Annotated in this window: 12 protein-coding genes; 2 read left to right on the top strand and 10 right to left on the bottom strand. The window is 45.9% G+C overall.

Translation table 11 applies throughout. The features are described 5' to 3' along the window. Nucleotides 1–17 precede the first annotated feature (17 nt). Nucleotides 18–1643, top strand: a complete 1626-nt coding sequence (locus ATB76_RS19420) for an iron ABC transporter permease (RefSeq protein WP_038865820.1) — start codon at nucleotides 18–20, stop codon at nucleotides 1641–1643. Next, nucleotides 1643–2674 carry an ABC transporter ATP-binding protein gene (locus ATB76_RS19415; protein ID WP_061035969.1) on the top strand — a complete coding sequence of 344 codons (1032 nt, stop codon included), beginning with the start codon at nucleotides 1643–1645 and terminating at the stop codon, nucleotides 2672–2674. Before ATB76_RS19420 ends, ATB76_RS19415 begins: the two co-directional genes overlap by 1 nt. A 93-nt stretch (nucleotides 2675–2767) precedes the next feature. On the opposite strand, the gene ATB76_RS19410 is transcribed toward ATB76_RS19415, so the two are convergent. The 10 genes from ATB76_RS19410 to ATB76_RS19365 form a co-directional block, all read right to left on the bottom strand. Continuing rightward, a complete protein-coding gene (locus ATB76_RS19410; RefSeq protein ID WP_061035968.1) occupies nucleotides 2768–4180 on the bottom strand; it encodes a phosphoglucomutase/phosphomannomutase family protein in 1413 nt (470 codons plus the stop codon). Nucleotides 4181–4305: 125 nt separating this feature from the next. Next, a complete protein-coding gene (locus ATB76_RS19405) occupies nucleotides 4306–6714 on the bottom strand; it encodes a N,N'-diacetylchitobiose phosphorylase (RefSeq protein ID WP_045405520.1) in 2409 nt (802 codons plus the stop codon). Nucleotides 6715–6798: 84 nt separating this feature from the next. Beyond that, nucleotides 6799–8718 carry a family 20 glycosylhydrolase gene (locus ATB76_RS19400; protein WP_061035967.1) on the bottom strand — a complete coding sequence of 640 codons (1920 nt, stop codon included), beginning with the start codon at nucleotides 8716–8718 and terminating at the stop codon, nucleotides 6799–6801. A gap of 8 nt (nucleotides 8719–8726) precedes the next feature. Next, entirely contained in the window at nucleotides 8727–9617 is an 891-nt protein-coding gene (locus ATB76_RS19395) for an N-acetylglucosamine kinase (protein WP_042603150.1), read from the bottom strand. 2 nt (nucleotides 9618–9619) lie between these two features. Beyond that, nucleotides 9620–11359: a glycoside hydrolase family 9 protein gene (locus tag ATB76_RS19390; protein WP_061035966.1), complete on the bottom strand. Its 1740-nt coding sequence runs from the start codon at nucleotides 11357–11359 to the stop codon at nucleotides 9620–9622. A 72-nt stretch (nucleotides 11360–11431) separates the two neighbouring features. Beyond that, nucleotides 11432–12427 carry an ABC transporter ATP-binding protein gene (locus ATB76_RS19385; RefSeq protein ID WP_038878947.1) on the bottom strand — a complete coding sequence of 332 codons (996 nt, stop codon included), beginning with the start codon at nucleotides 12425–12427 and terminating at the stop codon, nucleotides 11432–11434. Between the two features lie 49 nt (nucleotides 12428–12476). Continuing rightward, entirely contained in the window at nucleotides 12477–13460 is a 984-nt protein-coding gene (locus ATB76_RS19380) for an ABC transporter ATP-binding protein (RefSeq protein WP_005386550.1), read from the bottom strand. 2 nt (nucleotides 13461–13462) lie between these two features. Beyond that, complete coding sequence (locus ATB76_RS19375; protein WP_038878949.1) at nucleotides 13463–14488, bottom strand: ABC transporter permease; 1026 nt, start codon at nucleotides 14486–14488, stop codon at nucleotides 13463–13465. 2 nt (nucleotides 14489–14490) lie between these two features. Then, nucleotides 14491–15477, bottom strand: a complete 987-nt coding sequence (locus ATB76_RS19370) for an ABC transporter permease (protein WP_038865841.1) — start codon at nucleotides 15475–15477, stop codon at nucleotides 14491–14493. Nucleotides 15478–15647: 170 nt separating this feature from the next. Further along, nucleotides 15648–17330 (bottom strand): ABC transporter substrate-binding protein, encoded by a 1683-nt coding sequence (locus ATB76_RS19365; RefSeq protein ID WP_038865843.1) that lies wholly within the window; start codon nucleotides 17328–17330, stop codon nucleotides 15648–15650. Nucleotides 17331–18147: the final 817 nt, after the last annotated feature.

The raw sequence follows: 18147 nt of genomic DNA, 5'->3' as shown, positions 1-18147 counted from the left end.
CTTGCAGTATTTAGGCAATGAAGAATAAACATTCTCTATGGAAAACCAGTAGTGGGGCTATCACCCTGTTACTGGTTTTGCCGATCTTAGCGATCTTCTATACCGCCATTGGCGAGACAGATGACTTGTTCACACACTTGATGTCGACGGTCATGCCTACCTATATCTATAACACCGTAGTTCTGACTGCAGGTGTGATGCTTCTTTCTTTGATTCTGGGTATTCCAAGTGCTTGGTTTATGGCGATGTGTAAATTGCCAACTGAGAAGTGGTTGCAGTGGGCCTTAGTTCTACCACTTGCGATGCCGGGTTATATCATTGGTTACATTTTTACGGATTGGTTTGATTTTGCTGGGCCAATTCAAATCTTCTTACGTGATATAACGGGATGGGGCCCAGGTGAGTATTGGTTCCCTGATATTCGGACCTTAGGTGGTGCGACCTTCGTTCTTTCTCTTGTTCTTTACCCATACGTTTACTTGCTTTGTCGTGCTGCATTTATGGAGCAGAACGTTTCTCTACTGCAGAGTGCTCGCTTGTTAAAATGTTCCCCTTGGGAAAGCTTTTGGCGTATCTCTTTACCGCTTGTAAGACCCTCTATCGCTGTTGGTTTGTCTCTGGTAGCGATGGAAACCATCGGTGACTTCGGAACCGTCAGCTATTTTGCTGTGAACACGCTTACTACGGCGGTTTACGATACTTGGCTTGGGTATTCGAACCTCAATGCAGCCGCGAAAATCTCAGCAATGATGTTGATGATTGTAGTGTTGTTATTGAGTGCAGAGCGCTACAGCCGCCGTAAGCAGAAGCTGTTCCAAAGCCAGTTTAATAGCCATGAAGATTTCCGTTATGAGCTACGAGGTTGGCGAAAGTGGGGCGCATTAATTTGGTGTTGGGGCTTGGTGGCAATCGCGTTTATCTTCCCATTGCTACAGTTAATTGATTACGCCATCACTTACTTTGCACAAAGTTGGACGCCGGAGTTTCGTGAATACGCATGGAACAGTTTGGTGGTGTCAGTCGTGGCTGCAATCATTGGTGTTGCGATTGCGTTGACTGTGAACTTCAGTCAACGCGTAAATGGCGGCCGCTCTAGCTTGGCGTTTATGCGTTTGTCTTCGTTGGGCTATGCCGTCCCTGGTACGGTACTGGCTATCGGTGTGATGGTTGCTGTGTTGTTTATGGATCACCGTGTTAACGATATTGCGAAAGCGATGGAATGGGGTAGACCTGGGCTTATTTTCTCTGGTTCTATGTTTGCGCTGATTTTCGCGATGGTGGTACGTTTCTCGGCTGTTGCAATTGGCAGTGTGGAAAGTAACTTAAATAAGATCTCTCCATCGTTGGATATGGCTTCCCGTACCATGGGCTGTACGCCAAATACCATGCTTTGGCGAGTGCATTTCCCGTTGGTTAAACGTGGTGCCCTAATTGCTGGTTTGTTGGTGTTTATTGAGTCAATGAAAGAGCTCAATGCTGCATTACTATTACGACCATTTAACTTTGAAACCTTAGCGACGTATGTATACAACTTCGCTTCGGATGAGCATTTAGAGCTTGCCGCACTTCCGGCTGTATTACTGGTTCTCGTTGGGTTGATCCCGCTTGTTGTTGTTAACCGTTCACTGGAGCAAAGTCACTGATGAGCTGCGCATTATCGATTAAAAACCTAACTTGTCAGTATGACGATCAGACTGTCCTTGAATCACTTTCTCTCGAAGTTGAGCAAGGGCAGATTGTCTGCCTACTTGGCGCGAGTGGCTGCGGTAAGACAACGCTTTTGAAAGCGATTGCTGGCCTGCTTCCTTTGAGTTCAGGTCAAATGAGTTTGAACTGTCTTACGATTGATGACGGTAAAAACTGGCTACCACCAGAGCAGCGTAATATCGGTATGATCTTCCAAGATTACGCTTTGTTCCCGCACCTGACAGTCGCTGAGAACATTGCTTTTGGTTTGAAGAATGAAACGGCGCAGCAAAAGCTGATTAAAGTCGAAGAGATGCTCAGCTTGGTTCACCTTAAAGGTTATGGTGACCGTTATCCTCACCAACTTTCTGGCGGTCAGCAGCAACGTGTGGCGATTGCTCGTTCATTGGCTTACAAACCAGACCTTCTGTTGTTGGATGAACCGTTTTCCAATATTGATACCCAAGTTCGTCATGAACTGATCCGTGAGATCCGTAAAATCTTCAAAGAACAGGGGGTTACCGCGATTTTTGTCACCCATAGCCGTGAAGAAGCGTTTGCTTTTGCCGATAAGATGGCAGTGATGAACCATGGTGTGATTGAGCAGTACGGCACGGCATCTGAACTTTACTACCAGCCTTCGAGCAAATTTGTTGCGGACTTCTTAGGTGGTGGTAGCTACCTTGTTGCGAAGAGAATTTCCGACAATGAATATCAAACCCACTTAGGTGTGGTGGAAGCCAATGCTCAGCAGGAAATCCAAGTAGATGATGAGTGTGCATTACTGCTTCGTCCTCAACATGTTCAAATTACTGCGGATGAAGAGAGTGCAATCAAAGTACTTGAACAGCACTTTATGGGGGATCACTGTCGCTACGTGATAGATGTCAATGGTGACCGACTGTTGGCTACTTCAGCTCAGGCGTTGAATGTCGGGGATAGTGTGATAGTAAAAGTTGAAACCCAAGGTGTATTAGCTTTCGCGTAATGTTTACATCTATAAAATAAAAAGGCCCGGCGCTGATGCCGGGCAAGTGTTCTTCACCTATAGGATTGTGCTCAAAACGAGCACAAGGTTCAGTTATATAGACAAGAAGTCCTTAAACTGTTGAAGAACACGTTCTGCAGTGTCCTTATCTTGCATTTCTGCAAAAATTCGTAGTAGTGGCTCAGTACCTGAGAAGCGAGCAATAATCCAACCGCCGTTCTTGAAGTACACTTTCGCACCGTCTTCGTAGCTGACTTTCTCGATCTCAAATTCAAACTCAGGCAACTGCTTCTCAACATAAATCTTGTTGAATAGCACTTCTTTTTGCGCAGGTTTGAACTTGCAATCGCCTTCTGCCATGTAGGCATATCCGTATTTGCCGTAGATTTCATCCAGTAACTCAGACAGTTTCTTACCAGTGACTGAAATCATTTCTACTAATAGGCTTGATGCAAATACACCATCTTTGCCTTTAATATGGCCACGAATAGTTAAGCCGCCAGAGCTTTCACCGCCAATTAGTGAGTCGTCAGCTTCCATTTGAGAGCTGATGTGCTTAAAGCCTACAGGTACTTCAAAGCACTTCTCACCGTGGTCTTCCGCAACTTTGTCTAACAAGTGTGTTGTTGCGATATTACGCACTACTGAACCGGTCCAACCTTTGTATTCGAGCAAGTAGTAGTAAAGCAGTAGTAGCACTTCATTCGGGTGAATAAAGTTGCCTTTCTCGTCGATAATACCAAGACGGTCCGCATCACCATCGGTACCAATACCGATGTCATAGCCTTCTTGCTCGACAAGGTGCATCAAGCGGTAAAGGGTTGCAGCACTTGGTGATGGCATTAAGCCGCCAAAATCAGGGTTCTTACCGTCGTTGATTACGTCTACTTCACAGCGGCCATTAATCAATACGGTTTGCAGCGCATTTTTAGCAACACCAAACATCGGGTCGACCAAAACGCGAAGGTTCGCTTTTTTGATGGCTTCAATGTCGATAAAGTCGATGATCGAATCGACGAATTCGTTCATCGGGTTAATAATATCAATCAGTTTGTCTTGTACTGCCTGATCAAAATCGACGCTTTTCACATCTTGTGCTGTAAGCGTTGCGATTTGAGACTCAATTTTTTCTGTGATGATTTCATCGGCATCACGACCACCTTCGATGAAGACTTTGATGCCGTTATAATCCGCAGGGTTGTGTGAGGCTGTAATACACGCAGAGTATGCACAGCCCATCTCTTTTGCTTTAAACATCACGATAGGCGTCGGCACGAACTTATCGATAAAGCTAACTACGATGCCATTTGCCGCCAAAACTTCGGCAAACCAGCGACCAGCTTTATCAGAAAGAAAACGGCGGTCATAACCGATAATAAAGCCGCGATCAGCAACGGACTCAGCGTTGGTAATGTTTGCGACTGCTTGAGCAACCAAACGTACATTATCTTTAGTGAACTCCTCACCGATAAATGCACGCCAGCCGCCTGTACCAAATTTGATCATGATTCGATCCTCGATAAGAGCGGCGTCCCACCGCTTCTTAAATCTTTGCTAGCGAACCGATGCACTTATCGAATTCAAGTGCATCGGATAAATCAAAAGGGGAGAAGCTCTCCCCTAAGAGATGATTAACCTAGAGTAACGATAACTTCGTTTACTGAACCTTCCGCTTGAACTGGTACAGAGGCACCATTTACTGCTTCACCGTTCACAGTAATCGACTTAACGCCTTTGCTTACTGAGTCTGGGTTAACGACTTTGATGTTGTACGTTGCACCTAGCCATTGGCGAGTCACTTCGAAGCCTGGCCAGTTCGTTGGGATACATGGATCGATAGTCAGACCATCAAAGCCTGTTCGCACACCAAGGATAAAGTTGGTAACTGCGAAGTATGCCCAGCCAGATGTACCTGTTAACCATGGGTGGTTTGCACGACCGTGGTCTTGGTGGTCACGACCCATGATGAACTGCACGTATGAGTATGGTTCTGCAATACGTTTTTCGATGATGTCGTTCTGGTTGTATGGGTTAAGTGCATCGTAGAATTTCATTGCACGATCACCACGACCCAGTTTCGCTTCAGCTACCCAAGCCCATGGGTTTGGATGCGAGAAGATTGCACCGTTCTCTTTTACGCCTTGGTAAACACGAGTCACGAAACCGATGTCATCGTTCGGCGTTGCAAATGATGGTGAGTTTAGATGCAGACCGTACTCAGAGAACAGGTTCTCATCGACTGCGTCCATCGCTTTTTCACCGCGCTCTTGAGAAACCGCACCAGAAAGTACTGCTAGCGTGTTTGACTCAAGGTGCACTCGGCCTTCCGCTTGTTGCGCTGTACCGATCTTGTCACCATTCTTCGTCAGACCACGGATGTACCAACCGCCTTCGTCGTCCCAAAGATGTGTTTCACACGCTTCACGTACGTTTGCTGCCATTTCCGTGTATTTCTCAACATCCGCTTCTTTGCCTAGGTATTTCGCTAGGTCGATAAACTCTTGCAGTGCCCAGAAGTGAAGGAACGATACCATTGAAGATTCGCCACCACCGAGGTTCAGACAGTCGTTCCAGTCTGCGCGCAGACCTTTACAGATACCCGTTTGACCGACGTATTCAGCCGAGAAATCTAGTGCTGCTTTCATATGGTCATAAACGCTTGCATCGCCGCCATCTGCGTAAGGGATCACTTCGTCAAAGAAACTGTGCTCACCCGTTTCCATCACGTACTTACAGATGGTTGGAACTAGCCATAGGTGATCATCTGAACACGTGTCTTCGATGCCGTGGATCTTGTCTTCATCAGAAGGCGTTGGAACGACGGTTGGAGATTTAGATGGCTTAACATCAGCTTTCTCAGGATCGAACCAGTCTGGATCGAACAGGTGCAGACCGTAACCTGCTTTCACTTGGCCACGAAGTAGGTCAACAAGACGCTTGCGGGTCATTGCTGGGTTGGCGTGAGGAACGGAAATCGCATCTTGCGCTGTATCGCGGTAGCCAAGACCAGTACGACCACCCACTTCGATGAACGAAGCAAAGCGAGACCACACAACACAAGTTTCTGCTTGGTATAGGGTCCAAGCGTTGATCATGGTATCTAGACCTTCGTTTGGTGATTTCACTTGGAATTTATTACAACGCTCATCCCAGTGTGCTTTGATGCCCGCAAATGCATTGTCTACTTCAGCGAGATCTTGGTATTTAGCGCGAAGGCGGTCGCCGTTGCCTTTACCGATACCTAGGATGTATGCGAAACGAACTTCTTCACCTGGTTGGATAGTAAATTGCTTGTGTAGAGAGCCACAGTGGTTGTAACACGTTTGTGCGGTGTTAAAACATTTACCTTGTTCTACTGCTAGTGGGTTTGCTTCGTCGCGGTATAGACCTAGGAAGCTGTCACGTTGGCCGTCGTATGAATCTGGGTCAAACGTTGAAGCTAGGTAGTAGAAACCTTCGAAATCGTTGGTGTTATAGTACAAGTCGTATTCAATCACACCTTCATTGTAAGACGTGCCTGCAGAGTACAGAGACATCTGGTGGTTTTGGTTGTCTGATTGAATATGGCTGAACGAAAATTCTACAAACGAGAATGCACTGATTGTGCGCGGCTTGTCTGAAGTGTTCTTGATAACCACATCCCAAACTTCAGCGTCTTCGCCTTTTGGTACGAATAGGGTTTTCGTTGCTGTAATACCGTTGTATTCACATTTGAACTTAGAGTAAGACAAGCCATGGCGAACTTCGTAGTTTGCTTCATCTAGGCTTTTTGCAACTGGTTGCCAAGAGATTGACCAGTAATCACCTGTCTCATCATCACGTAAGTAAACGTAGTGCCCAGGACGATCGAATGTCGCGTTTGGACGGAATTTAGTAACACGGTTGTATTCTGGAGAGTTATAGAACGAGTAGCCGCCTGCGTTGTGCGAGATAACGGTACAGAACTTCTCAGTACCTAGGTAGTTAGTCCATGGCGCTGGTACGTCAGGGCGAGTGATGACGTATTCGCGATTCTCGTTATCGAAATAGCCGTATTTCATTTGTGTATTTCCTTTTTACAATACTGCGTTTGCAGTCAAATTTAATAATTCTTTAAGCAAGATGTATTGTCATCTAGCTTGGTATTACTTCCACGGTTTACGGTAATTCACTCCCTGCAAATCAAGCAGAGGAAGGTGCCCTTTCAAACGTGATAAATAGTCGGTCCAATCGCGGTGTTGTTTTTCAGTCCAACATGCTTCTGCCATGGCTGTTAAGCGAGGGAAAATCATGTAGTCCATACGCGATGGGTTGTTGATGATTTCGCACCACAAGGCAGTTTGAATGCCCCAAATGCGCTTTCTGATTGGGTCATCAGCAGGGACTTCTGCTAATGGCTCATAGTTGTATGCTTTCTCTAATGGCAATGGGTTTGCCCAGTCAACACCTGGCTCTTCTGGTGCATAGTCTTGGGTCATGTCGAGGTAGGTGGTTTGTGCTGGTTGCAGCACTACATCAAAACCTTGGCGAGCGCAGTTCAATGCAGCTTCTTCGCTTAGCCATGAGTAGATCACTGTATCTTTACTCACTTTGTTGCCGTGTTGGGCTTCTTCCCAACCTACCATTCGTTTGCCTAATTTTCGTAGCTTGTCTTCTGCATGACGTAAGAAGTGCCCTTGTAGCTCTTTGTAATCGGTATAACCCAATTGCTCCATAAGAGCTTGGCAAGAAGGGCTCTTAGACCACACGCCATTAGGAACTTCGTCTGCCCCAATATGGACATAAGGCGCTGGGAATAGAGCTGCTACTTCTTCAAGTACTTTGTCGATAAACTCGTAACTACCCGGCAGAGCGGGGTTGATGACATTATCGTTATAGTGCTGAATGCTGCGATATTCGGTTTTGTCTTCCGCTTCAACAAGTAGGTGTGGCAGAGATTTGATTGCTGCGCGGCAATGCCCAGGAACGTCAATTTCAGGGATGATAGTGATGCCACGCTGTGCTGCAAAAGCCACCACGTCTTTAATTTGCTCTTGAGTGTAGAAACCGCCGTAACGCTGAGTTAAATGGGTGTATTGCGGTTCGATGGTTTCATCGATACCACGCCAAGCGCCAATGTCTGTTAGTTGAGGTAAGGACTTAATCTCGATACGCCAACCTTCATCGTCCGTTAGGTGCCAATGGAAGGTATTGAATTTGTAATGTGCCAACAAATTGATGAGGCGTTTTACTTGCTCTACCGAGTGGAAATGACGAGCGCAGTCCAACATCATACCACGGTAGCGAAAGCGAGGACTGTCTTTGATAGAGCAGCACACCACTTCCATAGTGTTGGTACTCTCGTCTCGTTTTAGTAGTTGCAATAAGGTCGCACAAGCATGGGTAAAGCCAGACGAAGACCCTGCCTCAATCTTGATCGACTCTTCAGATACTTTAAGTCTGTAAGTACCTTCGTCCAGTGTTGGGTTACTTTTGAATAAGATTTTCCCACTGTTAGAAGAAGACAATTTGAATTGGTGAATGCGTTCAAGCTCTTCCAGCAACCATGCTTTTGCTGAATTCGCTAAATCTGTGTATATCGCGACACCAACTTGCTCATCGAAGCTAAACGACTGGTCACTCACTTCAATATGGTTGGGCTTTGGTAATAAAGGCTGTGCATGCGTTAAGCTTGCTGGAATATCACTGCGTTCACGGTAAGGTGACGCTAAAACGATAGGGGTCACATCCACTTGTGCGCGCTGTGGATTTCCATCAACGACAAAGTCGATCATCGCTTCATTAAAACCATCCGAGTAATAACGGAATGGGTTTGAACCAATACTGAATTCACAGTAATAGTGATGGTTGGCAGCCAGTACCATACCTTCCGGTTTTAGTGTGCAAAAGCTACCAATTTGAGTCAGTTGACCATTTGAAACGCTGTCTGGAAGAATGTAACGATCGAAAGCGAAAGTTAAGCTCCAGCTGTTTAGGTCTTGGTCGCTCAAGTTATGAAAGGTGAGTCCAAAGCGGCAGTTTTGTTTTTGCTCAGAAAGGACCACTAAATCAACACGATATTCCATGTTCACTCCTACTCAACACTCACGGCGTAAAGGTTATGCTCTGGTTTACCAGCAAACATAATAGCTCCTTCAATCGCATCAAATTGAGGCTCTACCACCCATTGTTGAACGGGCGGTGACAGCCAATGCAGGATGCGTTCAGCAATACTGCCCATTAAGCAAATACGAGTCGCCCCGCGTTTTTTTAACGCAACCAGAAACATCTCAATATCCGCTGCGGTCTGCTTAAGCATTTCAATCGCCAGTGCATCGCCTTGTTCCGCATGTTGGAAAATAGCAGGAGAAAATTGACCGTAATCGCGAGGTAGAGCTTGTTTGGACCATGCCACTACGTTGTCGATGTCATTTTCAAAATGAGCCATGACATGCGCTGCTAGAGGTGTTTTTTCACGGATGCCATCTTCTGCTAGCAAGACTTGTTGAATCAGGCGTAATCCCATTACTGCGCCGCCGCCTTGGTCGGAGATCGGGAACTCACGTCCACCAACAACGTGCTGCTCAAGGCCTTTCAGGAAAATACCGCAAGAACCGGTTCCAGCAATCATGATTGCGCCATCTTTACCGCTGTGTGCGCCAATACAAGCACCGTAAGCATCAGTGTTGAGTGTCATACTGGCAAATGGGTGTTCCAAAGCCATGAATGCTTGCCAAGAGGTTTTGTGTTCAGCTCCCGCAAGAGCTAAGCCAACGTGCATAGAGGCAAAGTCTTGCTGAGTTAGGCCGCCTTGCTGCGCTGCTGAAGCTATTGATTCAAGAATGGATGCCATTGCGACTTCCGCTCCCAGCATGACGTTTGCACTTCCGCTTTTCGCTTCACCAATGAAGTTACCTTGCGCGTCTTTGATACGGGCTCGACATGAAGTGCCGCCGCCGTCAATACCTACAAAATACATCCCCATGGTTATTGCTCCTTAATTTCTTGAGAGTTCGCTAAAGTCGAGATGTGCTGAGCCTGACTCATTACTGCGAGTAGGTACCAAGCGCCATGCGGGATCCATTGTTCTCCCCAACGCCAGTTCTGAAGCATGTCGTCTTTCTGTGCTGGTGGATTAAATGCAATGTCTTCCTCATCTTCGAAACCGCCGGTGATACCGTTGCAAACGCCACCTTTTGCGTTGAAGAAGCCATATTGAGGAAGGTAGTCCGGATTGTTACGGCCATGACCGTCCAACATGCACATGTCGTACGGGTTCAGGCCCACAATCCAGTTGATAGAATCTTGTGCGAGTTTAGAAAGCTGCTGCTTTAGAATTTCTGACTCAATAAATGGTTGCGCCAAATACGCCATGGTTGCCAGTGAACCTAAGCGAGCATTCTCACCTTGCCACCAGTAACCCGATTCATTGTTGTGTGCCACAAAGAACGCATCACGCTTCGATTCGTCCACGCCTTTTACATATTGGCGTGGGTAACCAAATGGGTTCTTCACTTTATGGGTGATTGCGACTTCAAACTCACAAGCTTGGGTGATGATTTGTTTTGCTACTGAAGCGCGCTCAGAGTCGTCTTCAATCGCCAAGTATTCACATAGCGCGATAACAGGAAGCCCTGCTTCTGCCGCATGGAAGTAAGGGCGGCTGCCATCATGATTGGCAGCCCAAAAATGTTGAATGTGCTCATCACTCATTTGACGAGCAGAAAGACGGTTTGCCCACATGCGGCTGTCTTCTAGGTAGCGTGTTTCTTTGGTGGTCTTGAATAGCTCAACGGCTGCAAGCAATGCGCAGTATTCATCGATGATGTTCTCTTCACCATCGTTTAGATATTGGGTGTTGTGCTCTTTTAAGTGCCAGTAGCCGTTTTCTGCTGCATTACGGTATTTTTGTTGGTCGAACTCACCGTGAAACTCCAGACGTGCTGCTGAAGCTAATGCCGCAATGCTAACGCCAGCCCCTTGTCGGTAACCGGCTTGGTAGTCATCAAACTTATGGCCAAGTTGGGTTTCGTAGGCGCAGATTTCACGTTGAGCGGTGTCTTTACTCCACTTGTCGAACACGGTCATGTAGAAGAAGCCTTTTTCGTTTTGCATACGAACAAGGAAGTCTGCACCGAACAGGGCTTCTTCAATAAGGCGAGTAGAAGTGAATTTAGCCAGTTTGTCGTTGCCTTCAAGCAGAGACAGACCTTTCAACATGTTCCACACCACCATTGGTGTCTGCTGTGGGTTTAGGTAGTTTGCGTATGACAAATGACTCAGATATTTACTGACATCGCCTGAAGCGTCATACCAACCGCCGTGAACATCTGCGGTTTCGTCGGAATTTAGCAGTGGAACCTGACGATCTTGTTGATCAAAAATGCCACCACAACGTTGAGACTTAAAGTAGTGGATCACGTCAGATAGTGTTTGATCGAGAAGAATATGTTCACCAATTTCAAAGTGAGATGAACGCAAATGATCGAAACGAAGGTAGTAGTTACCAGGAGTATTAAATGAAGAAAAGTCTACAAGATAGAAATGACCTTGATGCCAGCTCGCTACTTTGCCTTGCTTTTCCACTGTTAGCGTAGCGACAGTTTGGTGGCTGTCCGCACAAACCAATAAAGCAGTATAAGAAGACAGACGTGGTTGGCTTGTCTGGATGATCGCTTTTTTAGGGCCCAGACGCTCGTAACCAATGTGGTTAATCAGTAGCAGCATTCAAGTTTCTCCGGGAAACAATAAAATATAAAGGGAAAAAGGGGCCAGGTTTATACCTGACCCTCGTTATGATTAATCTTCAAATAAGTAACAACGAACAAAGTGGTTGTCAGATAGCTGAGTTACAGCAGGCAGTCGCTCACGACATTTGTCTGTGGCATGAACACAGCGTCCTGCGAATGGACAACCAACTGATTCTGGCGTCCAAAGTGGGATTTCGCCTTTGTTGCCTTTCAACTTCTCGTGGATTGACTTTGATGGATCAGGAACGGCAGAAACCAGTAGTTGCGTGTATGGGTGTTGAGGATCGTGAATGATTTCCTCTGTGTCACCCCACTCAACCATGTGGCCGACGTACATAACCGCAAGATCTTCAGCGATGTAACGCGCTGTCGCGATGTCGTGCGTGATGTAAAGAAGAGACATTTGTTTCTCAAATTTCATCTCTTCCATCAGGTTAAGAACACCGGCACGGATTGATACGTCAAGCATTGATGTTGGTTCGTCAGCCAGTACCACTTCTGCTCCAACCGCAATATTACGAGCCAAGTTCACGCGCTGGCGTTGACCGCCAGAAAGTTGATGTGGGAACTTTTGCGCCGTTTCTTTTGGTGGAATCAGACCAACTTGTTCTAGTAGGTTGTACACGCGCTCTTCCAACTCTTTTTTGTTGCCCGGTGATACCTTCTTGTGGATCAGAAGTGGGCGAGCAATATGGTGGAAGATGTTGTGTGTAGGGTTTAGCGAGCCAAACGGGTCTTGCCATACCATTTGCACACCTTCACGGTAAGTCATCAAATCGTGACGAGAGGTGATGTCTTGAATATCACGACCTTTGTACTCGATGATGCCATCGGTTGGTGCGTACATTTTAGCAATCATTTTTGCAGTAGTAGACTTACCTGAACCAGACTCACCTACCACTGACAAGCCGCGGCTCTTGTACATTTTGAAAGATACGTCGTTGATTGCACGCATCTTAGATTGTTTGATTGAGTTACTGTTTAAAGGGAAGTCCTTAACGACATTTTTACCTTCAATCAGCAGTTCGCCAAATTGTTTGCTCATAATTCTCTCCAGTGTAATTTTTGTTCTTAGCTAGCGTTATTTTTTGTTGTTAAACCTTAGCTTGAGCAATGGTGTCGCCGTACAAATGACAATTTGAGAGACGACCTGGTTCAATTTGACGTAGTTGCGTTGGTACTCGTGTACATGCTTCATGTACGCGGTCGCAACGAGCTTGGAAGCGACAACCTTGTGGCACTTCTAGCAAGTTCAGCGGGTTACCCGGAATACCAGTCAATTTGGTCTTTGGACCAGTTAGTGGAGGGAAAGAGCTACCCAAACCTTTGGTGTAAGGGTGGTAAGGACTCTCCAGAATCTGCTTAGAAGGTGCAACTTCAATTAATTCACCTGAGTACATGATGCCGATACGGTCAGAGAACTCGACCATCAAAGACAAATCATGCGTGATGAACAGGATTGAGAAACCAAACTCTTCTTTAAGCGCGTAAATCTTTTGTAGAATTTCACGTTGAACTACTACATCTAGTGCGGTAGTTGGTTCATCCATGATGATCATTTTTGGATTCAGAGCCAAAGCTATTGCGATTACTAAACGCTGACGCATACCACCAGAGAACTGGTGTGGGTAGTCGCTTAAGCGGCTTGGGTGGATATCAACGATTTCCAGCAGACCTTCAGCTCGTGTTTTTGCTTGAGCACGCGTCATATTGGTATGACGCATGATGACGTCGCAGAACTGTTCTTCCATAGTAAGAACAGGGTTCAAAGCGTTCATCGCACTCTGGAATACCATCGACATTTCGCTCCAACGGAACGCTTGCATACGGTCATCGCTGTACTGGAGGATATCTTCGCCATTGAAGATAACCTCACCACCAGTAATAAATGCTGGCGGCTTATGAAGGCGCATTAGCGAGAAGGCAACAGTCGATTTACCACAGCCTGATTCACCTGCTAGGCCGAATACTTCGCCGGGTGCGATGTCAAAGCTGACGTTGTTACAGGCGCGGACATCGCCCGCATCTGTAATGTAGTCTACGCATAGGTTACGGATAGAAATTAGTGGTGCAGTCATGATTATTTATCTCCGCTCCATAGTGCATTTTGTGGTGCCAGTTCAGGCTCACGCTCTTTCTTGTCTTTTGCTGCTAGTTTCTTCCAGCGCTTCATGCCTTTGTGAGAGCGAAGCTGCGGGTTCGCAATTTCATCAACGGCGAAGTTAAGTAGAGCAAGACCTGTAACCAGTAACGTTAGTGCAATACAAGGTGCTAGAACTTCCCACCATGCGCCAATTAGCATCGCCGATGAGGTTTGCACGTTGTACAGCATGATGCCCCAACTGATGGTGTTCGCATCGCCCAGACCTAGGAACGAGATTACAGCTTCTGTGTTGATTGCTAGCATTACTGAACCGATGAAGCTTGCACCTACGATTGGGATAAGGTTTGGTAGAATCTCAACGAAGATGATACGAAGAGATGACTCACCAAGAACCTCAGCCGCTTTAACAAATTCTTTTTCACGCAAGGCCATGGTTTGAGCTCGAACCACACGTGCACCCCAAGCCCAGGAGGTACCGGCAATGATTAATGCAATGGTGAGTGGTCCAGCCTCCCCGATAAAGGCGGCAAGTACGAACAGTAATGGCAGTTGTGGGATAACTAGCATGATGTTCATGGCAGCACTTAACACGTCATCAACACGACCACCAAAGTAACCAGCAGAGATACCGATAACCGTCGCTAGGAAACACACGATAATACCCGCACCGAAACCAACACCTAGAGATACTCGCGCGCCGTATGCCACTTGAGACCAAATGTCACGACCCATGCGAGACGTACCTAGAACGTGGTCCGCTTTTTTCGACATGATAAGCGTACGACGGTCGTCGGCTAGATTTTTAGCCACCCAGCCATCAGGGTTGTTTTGCGCTTGTTTTACAACAAAGCCAGGGTATTCATGTGGGTTACCCGTGCGTTTGTCTGGTGCGTGTTGAGTAATTAAAGGAGCAGCCACTGCAACAAAGATAAACAAAGCGATAATGGCTAAACCAACACGTGCGAACGCGTTACCTAAAATCAGTTTAAATAGTTCTTTCATGATTATTTGCCTCCCTTACGTAGGCGAGGGTCTAGAATCATGTACAGCATGTCAGCCATTAAGTTGAAGCACAGCATGAACATTGTCATGATAATTAGCTGACCTTGAAGTACTTGGTAGTCACGTGCGTGAATTGCGTTTAGAAGCACCGTGCCTAGGCCTGGGTAGTTGAAGATCATCTCGATGATAAGCTGACCACCGATTGCCATACCTAGAGACATTGAAAGTGCAGTAACACTTGGTAGTAGCGCGTTACGTGCAGCATAGTTAAATACAACACGGTTTTGGCTTAGACCCTTACCTTTTGCCATCGTGATGTAGTCTTCAGCAAGAAGGTTGATCATGTTGTTACGCATATTTACTAGGAAGCCACCAATCTGAACAATCGTTGCACAGAACAATGGAAGAACCGCGTGATAACCAACGTCCTTTATGAATTCCCAACTTGTCCAGTCAGGAATGGTACCCGGTGTGTAAGCGTAACCAGATGGGAACCATTTAAGACCGATTGCAAAAATAAACAGCGCTAGCATCGCGATAACCATTTGCGGGATTGCTTGGATAATCAGCGTTCCAGGCGTTACAAATGCATCGTATTTGCTACCACGTTTCCATGCTGCAAAGATACCCAGTACAGATGCAATAGAGAATGAAAGCACAACTGCCGTACCAGCTAGGAATAGTGACCAACCAAATGCACTGCCTAGTAGAGAGTTAACTGAAAGCGGGTAGAACTGGATAGAAGTACCTAGCTCCCAGCTTAGAATGTTTTTAATGTACGACAGGTATTGAACATAAATTGGACCATCTACGAAACCTAACAGCTCTTTCATTGCTGCGATTCGCTCTGGTGTTACCTGTACTGATGCGTTAGCAAACATCATGGTAACTGGGTCACCAGGCATTGCTCGCGGAATAATGAAGTTTAACGTCGCTGCAACCAAGAGCGCGACAAGATAGAACGACAAACGTCTTAAAAAATAACCCATAACTCACACCTTACTCACCCAGATTTTTTCCCTGTTTCTGGTTTCAGGTCGCTCCTAGCGAAATTTAGAGCGAAAAATCCCCTGACGACGAGCGCCATATGTTGGTTTGGTCACAAGGGGATTTTTATAGGCGGCACACGGGATGTGTGCCGCTAGAAATGAACTTCTACTTATTTAACTGGTTTTAGATCCAATACGTGAAGTAGACGCTCTGGGATACCAGCCCAAATGTTTGGACGGCCCTTAGGATTTTCTTCGTTCCACCAACCTGTGAAGCGAGTTGTGTTGTATTGGTACATGTAAGCACCAGACAATACAGGAATAGTCACTTGGTCTTGAGCGATGATTTGCTGGATACCGTGAGCGATTTCTAGCTGTTCTTGCTTATCAGCTGTTTTGTAGAAGCTGTTAAGTAGGCCATCTAGCTTATCGTTCTTGTAGAAGTGCATCGCGAAACGAGGCATACCGTCGCCAGACTGAAGTGCTGAGTTGTAAGCACTGTTCCAGTAAGTGTATGGGTCTGCACCGTGGAAGTAGTTGGTGTACGCAACATCGTAAGTACCTTCAAGCATTGCTTGGTTGTACACAGAGAAATCTGGTGTACGAGCACGTGCTTTGATACCTACTTCTGCAAGTTGCTCAACAGCAAGCTGTACAGTGTTGTTGAAGTCAGTCCAACCGTTTGGAGATTGGATTAGAAGCTCGAAAGACTTACCTGATGGAGTGTCAACAAAACCATCTTTGTTTACGTCTTTGAAGCCAGCTTTAGCTAGAAGCTTCTTAGCGCCTTCAGCGTTGTATGAGTTGTAAGCTTTGAACTTGTCATGAGTCTTTTCGTCAGACCAAGCTTCGAATGCGTAGCCAAGGCCAGATGCGAAGTCGTTCACAGTACCGCCGCCGTAGAAAGCGATATCAATGATAGTTTGACGGTCAAGAGCCATAGAGAATGCACGACGGAAGTCAACGTTAGTTAGTGCTTCGTTTTTCGCTGCATCTGGGTTCTTGAAGTTTACAACGAATGCCTGTGTACCTGCTGGCGGGTACCAGTAGTGGTGTTTAGGGCTCGCTGCTGCGTAAGTACGGTCGATATCTGGAACGAATGAAGAAGTCCAGTCCATCTCACCGTTTACAACTTTACCTAGGAATTGGTCGTTGTTTGCGATTTGTGGAACACGTAGACAGTCAACGTCTAGGTTCGCTGCATCCCAGTAGTTCGGGTTTTCACACTGGATGTACAGTTGAGGAGTGAAAGTGTCGATCACTGTGAATGGGCCAGAACCTACTGGATTTTCGTTAGTGAATGTTGATGGATCTTTCACTTTGCTCCATACGTGCTTAGGTACAACTGGTACTTTAGCAATTTCGTAAGGAACGTTTGAGTTTGCTTCGCTTAGACGGAACTTAACTTTGTAATCGTTAACTTTTTCTACGCCAGTTACCCAAGAGTTGATACCAGATTGGTCTAGCTCTGGCTTCTCTTTAACTAGGTTGAAAGAGTAAACAACGTCATCAGCGGTAAACGCTTCGCCGTCAGACCATTTTACGCCTTTACGGATATCGAAAGTTACGCTCATTAGGTCGTCAGACATTTGGAAGTTTTCTGCTAGACGGAATACCGGTGTGTTACCGTGCATTTCGTTGAAAACAACTAGAGGCTCGTAAATAAAGTCAGTAGTTGTGTGCAGGTTAGTTGCACCCAAGAAAGGGTTAAAGTTACGAACAAAAGTTGTAAACTCTTTAGGGTGGATAGTCAGTTCACTGCGCTCAGCGGCTGTAGCTACTGATGCAAAACCTGTAGTAGCCGTTGCAATAATTGCTGTTGCTAGTGCTGTTTTTTTAATATTGGCAAGCATAGCTGTTCCTTACTATTTGCTTTCATTTCACTAATGGAATTGAATGTCATCAATTGATAAACACTCTCCAAGGCCCACCTCTTCACTACACTTCAAATTGTGTCGCTCTAAGAGTGGCCTGTAGGCCTTAGGCAGGACTAAGAAAACACCTTATCCACAAAATAATCAAACTCGATTCCCGTTAAAAACGTTAAAAATTAAGCCAACTACGTTACAAACGTCATTTTGTTCGTTTTTAAGTCTCTGCAGGCTAAAAAACAAACGTTGATATGTGTCGCAGTTTATATCCGTACAAATACTGCGTGTTAGTGGTTGCTTACGTCATAGGTCTTTTATTGTATGTTTGCTTTGTGTTCTCTTTGCTTTGGCGATCTGGCTCACACACGAAAATTTTGTTAATTAACTAGGTGAAATTTAATCTGCCGTTCTGTTGTGATTGACTTCGCAATCTCCGTTAATTGTTGGTCAATTTTCCCTTTAAAAGTAAAAAATAGCCCATTTCGGCGATGAAATTTGGCGGCTGATTATGCTTTTTTTATAGGGGAAAGGAAGTGTTTTTTCTGCGTATTTGTTCGAAATGACACGATGCTATTTGCCGTCGCTCAGCCCAGAAAAAACTTGGTTTAATCATCTTTTAAAAATGATTCTGATATGTTGCTTCCAAGTCTTATAGGAAGGACTGAGGTGGGAAAGTGGTCCATTATTGAGTGGTGAATGAGGTGAATACATTTGAGCATTGCTGTGGAAGCTAGGATGGCTGCTTTTACTATCAAAAAAAGCCCTGCGTGAGGCAGGGCTTGAATTAAAATAGGCATGC

Source organism: Vibrio sp. MOR3 (assembly GCF_001557775.1).
GTDB lineage: Bacteria > Pseudomonadota > Gammaproteobacteria > Enterobacterales > Vibrionaceae > Vibrio > Vibrio jasicida.
Note: the sequence above shows the minus strand (reverse complement) of the source record. Positions and strands in the feature narration are given on the sequence as shown.

Bases quoted from the DNA above. Each gene is read 5' to 3' on its own strand.
- ATB76_RS19385 (WP_038878947.1), bottom strand. From the start codon at position 12,427: ATGAGCAAACAATTTGGCGAACTGCTGATTGAAGGTAAAAATGTCGTT.
- ATB76_RS19380 (WP_005386550.1), bottom strand. From the start codon at position 13,460: ATGACTGCACCACTAATTTCTATCCGTAACCTATGCGTAGACTACATT.
- ATB76_RS19395 (WP_042603150.1), bottom strand. From the start codon at position 9,617: ATGGGGATGTATTTTGTAGGTATTGACGGCGGCGGCACTTCATGTCGA.
- ATB76_RS19400 (WP_061035967.1), bottom strand. From the start codon at position 8,718: ATGGAATATCGTGTTGATTTAGTGGTCCTTTCTGAGCAAAAACAAAAC.
- ATB76_RS19420 (WP_038865820.1), top strand. From the start codon at position 18: ATGAAGAATAAACATTCTCTATGGAAAACCAGTAGTGGGGCTATCACC.
- ATB76_RS19405 (WP_045405520.1), bottom strand. From the start codon at position 6,714: ATGAAATACGGCTATTTCGATAACGAGAATCGCGAATACGTCATCACT.
- ATB76_RS19375 (WP_038878949.1), bottom strand. From the start codon at position 14,488: ATGAAAGAACTATTTAAACTGATTTTAGGTAACGCGTTCGCACGTGTT.
- ATB76_RS19390 (WP_061035966.1), bottom strand. From the start codon at position 11,359: ATGCTGCTACTGATTAACCACATTGGTTACGAGCGTCTGGGCCCTAAA.
- ATB76_RS19410 (WP_061035968.1), bottom strand. From the start codon at position 4,180: ATGATCAAATTTGGTACAGGCGGCTGGCGTGCATTTATCGGTGAGGAG.
- ATB76_RS19370 (WP_038865841.1), bottom strand. From the start codon at position 15,477: ATGGGTTATTTTTTAAGACGTTTGTCGTTCTATCTTGTCGCGCTCTTG.
- ATB76_RS19365 (WP_038865843.1), bottom strand. From the start codon at position 17,330: ATGCTTGCCAATATTAAAAAAACAGCACTAGCAACAGCAATTATTGCA.
- ATB76_RS19415 (WP_061035969.1), top strand. From the start codon at position 1,643: ATGAGCTGCGCATTATCGATTAAAAACCTAACTTGTCAGTATGACGAT.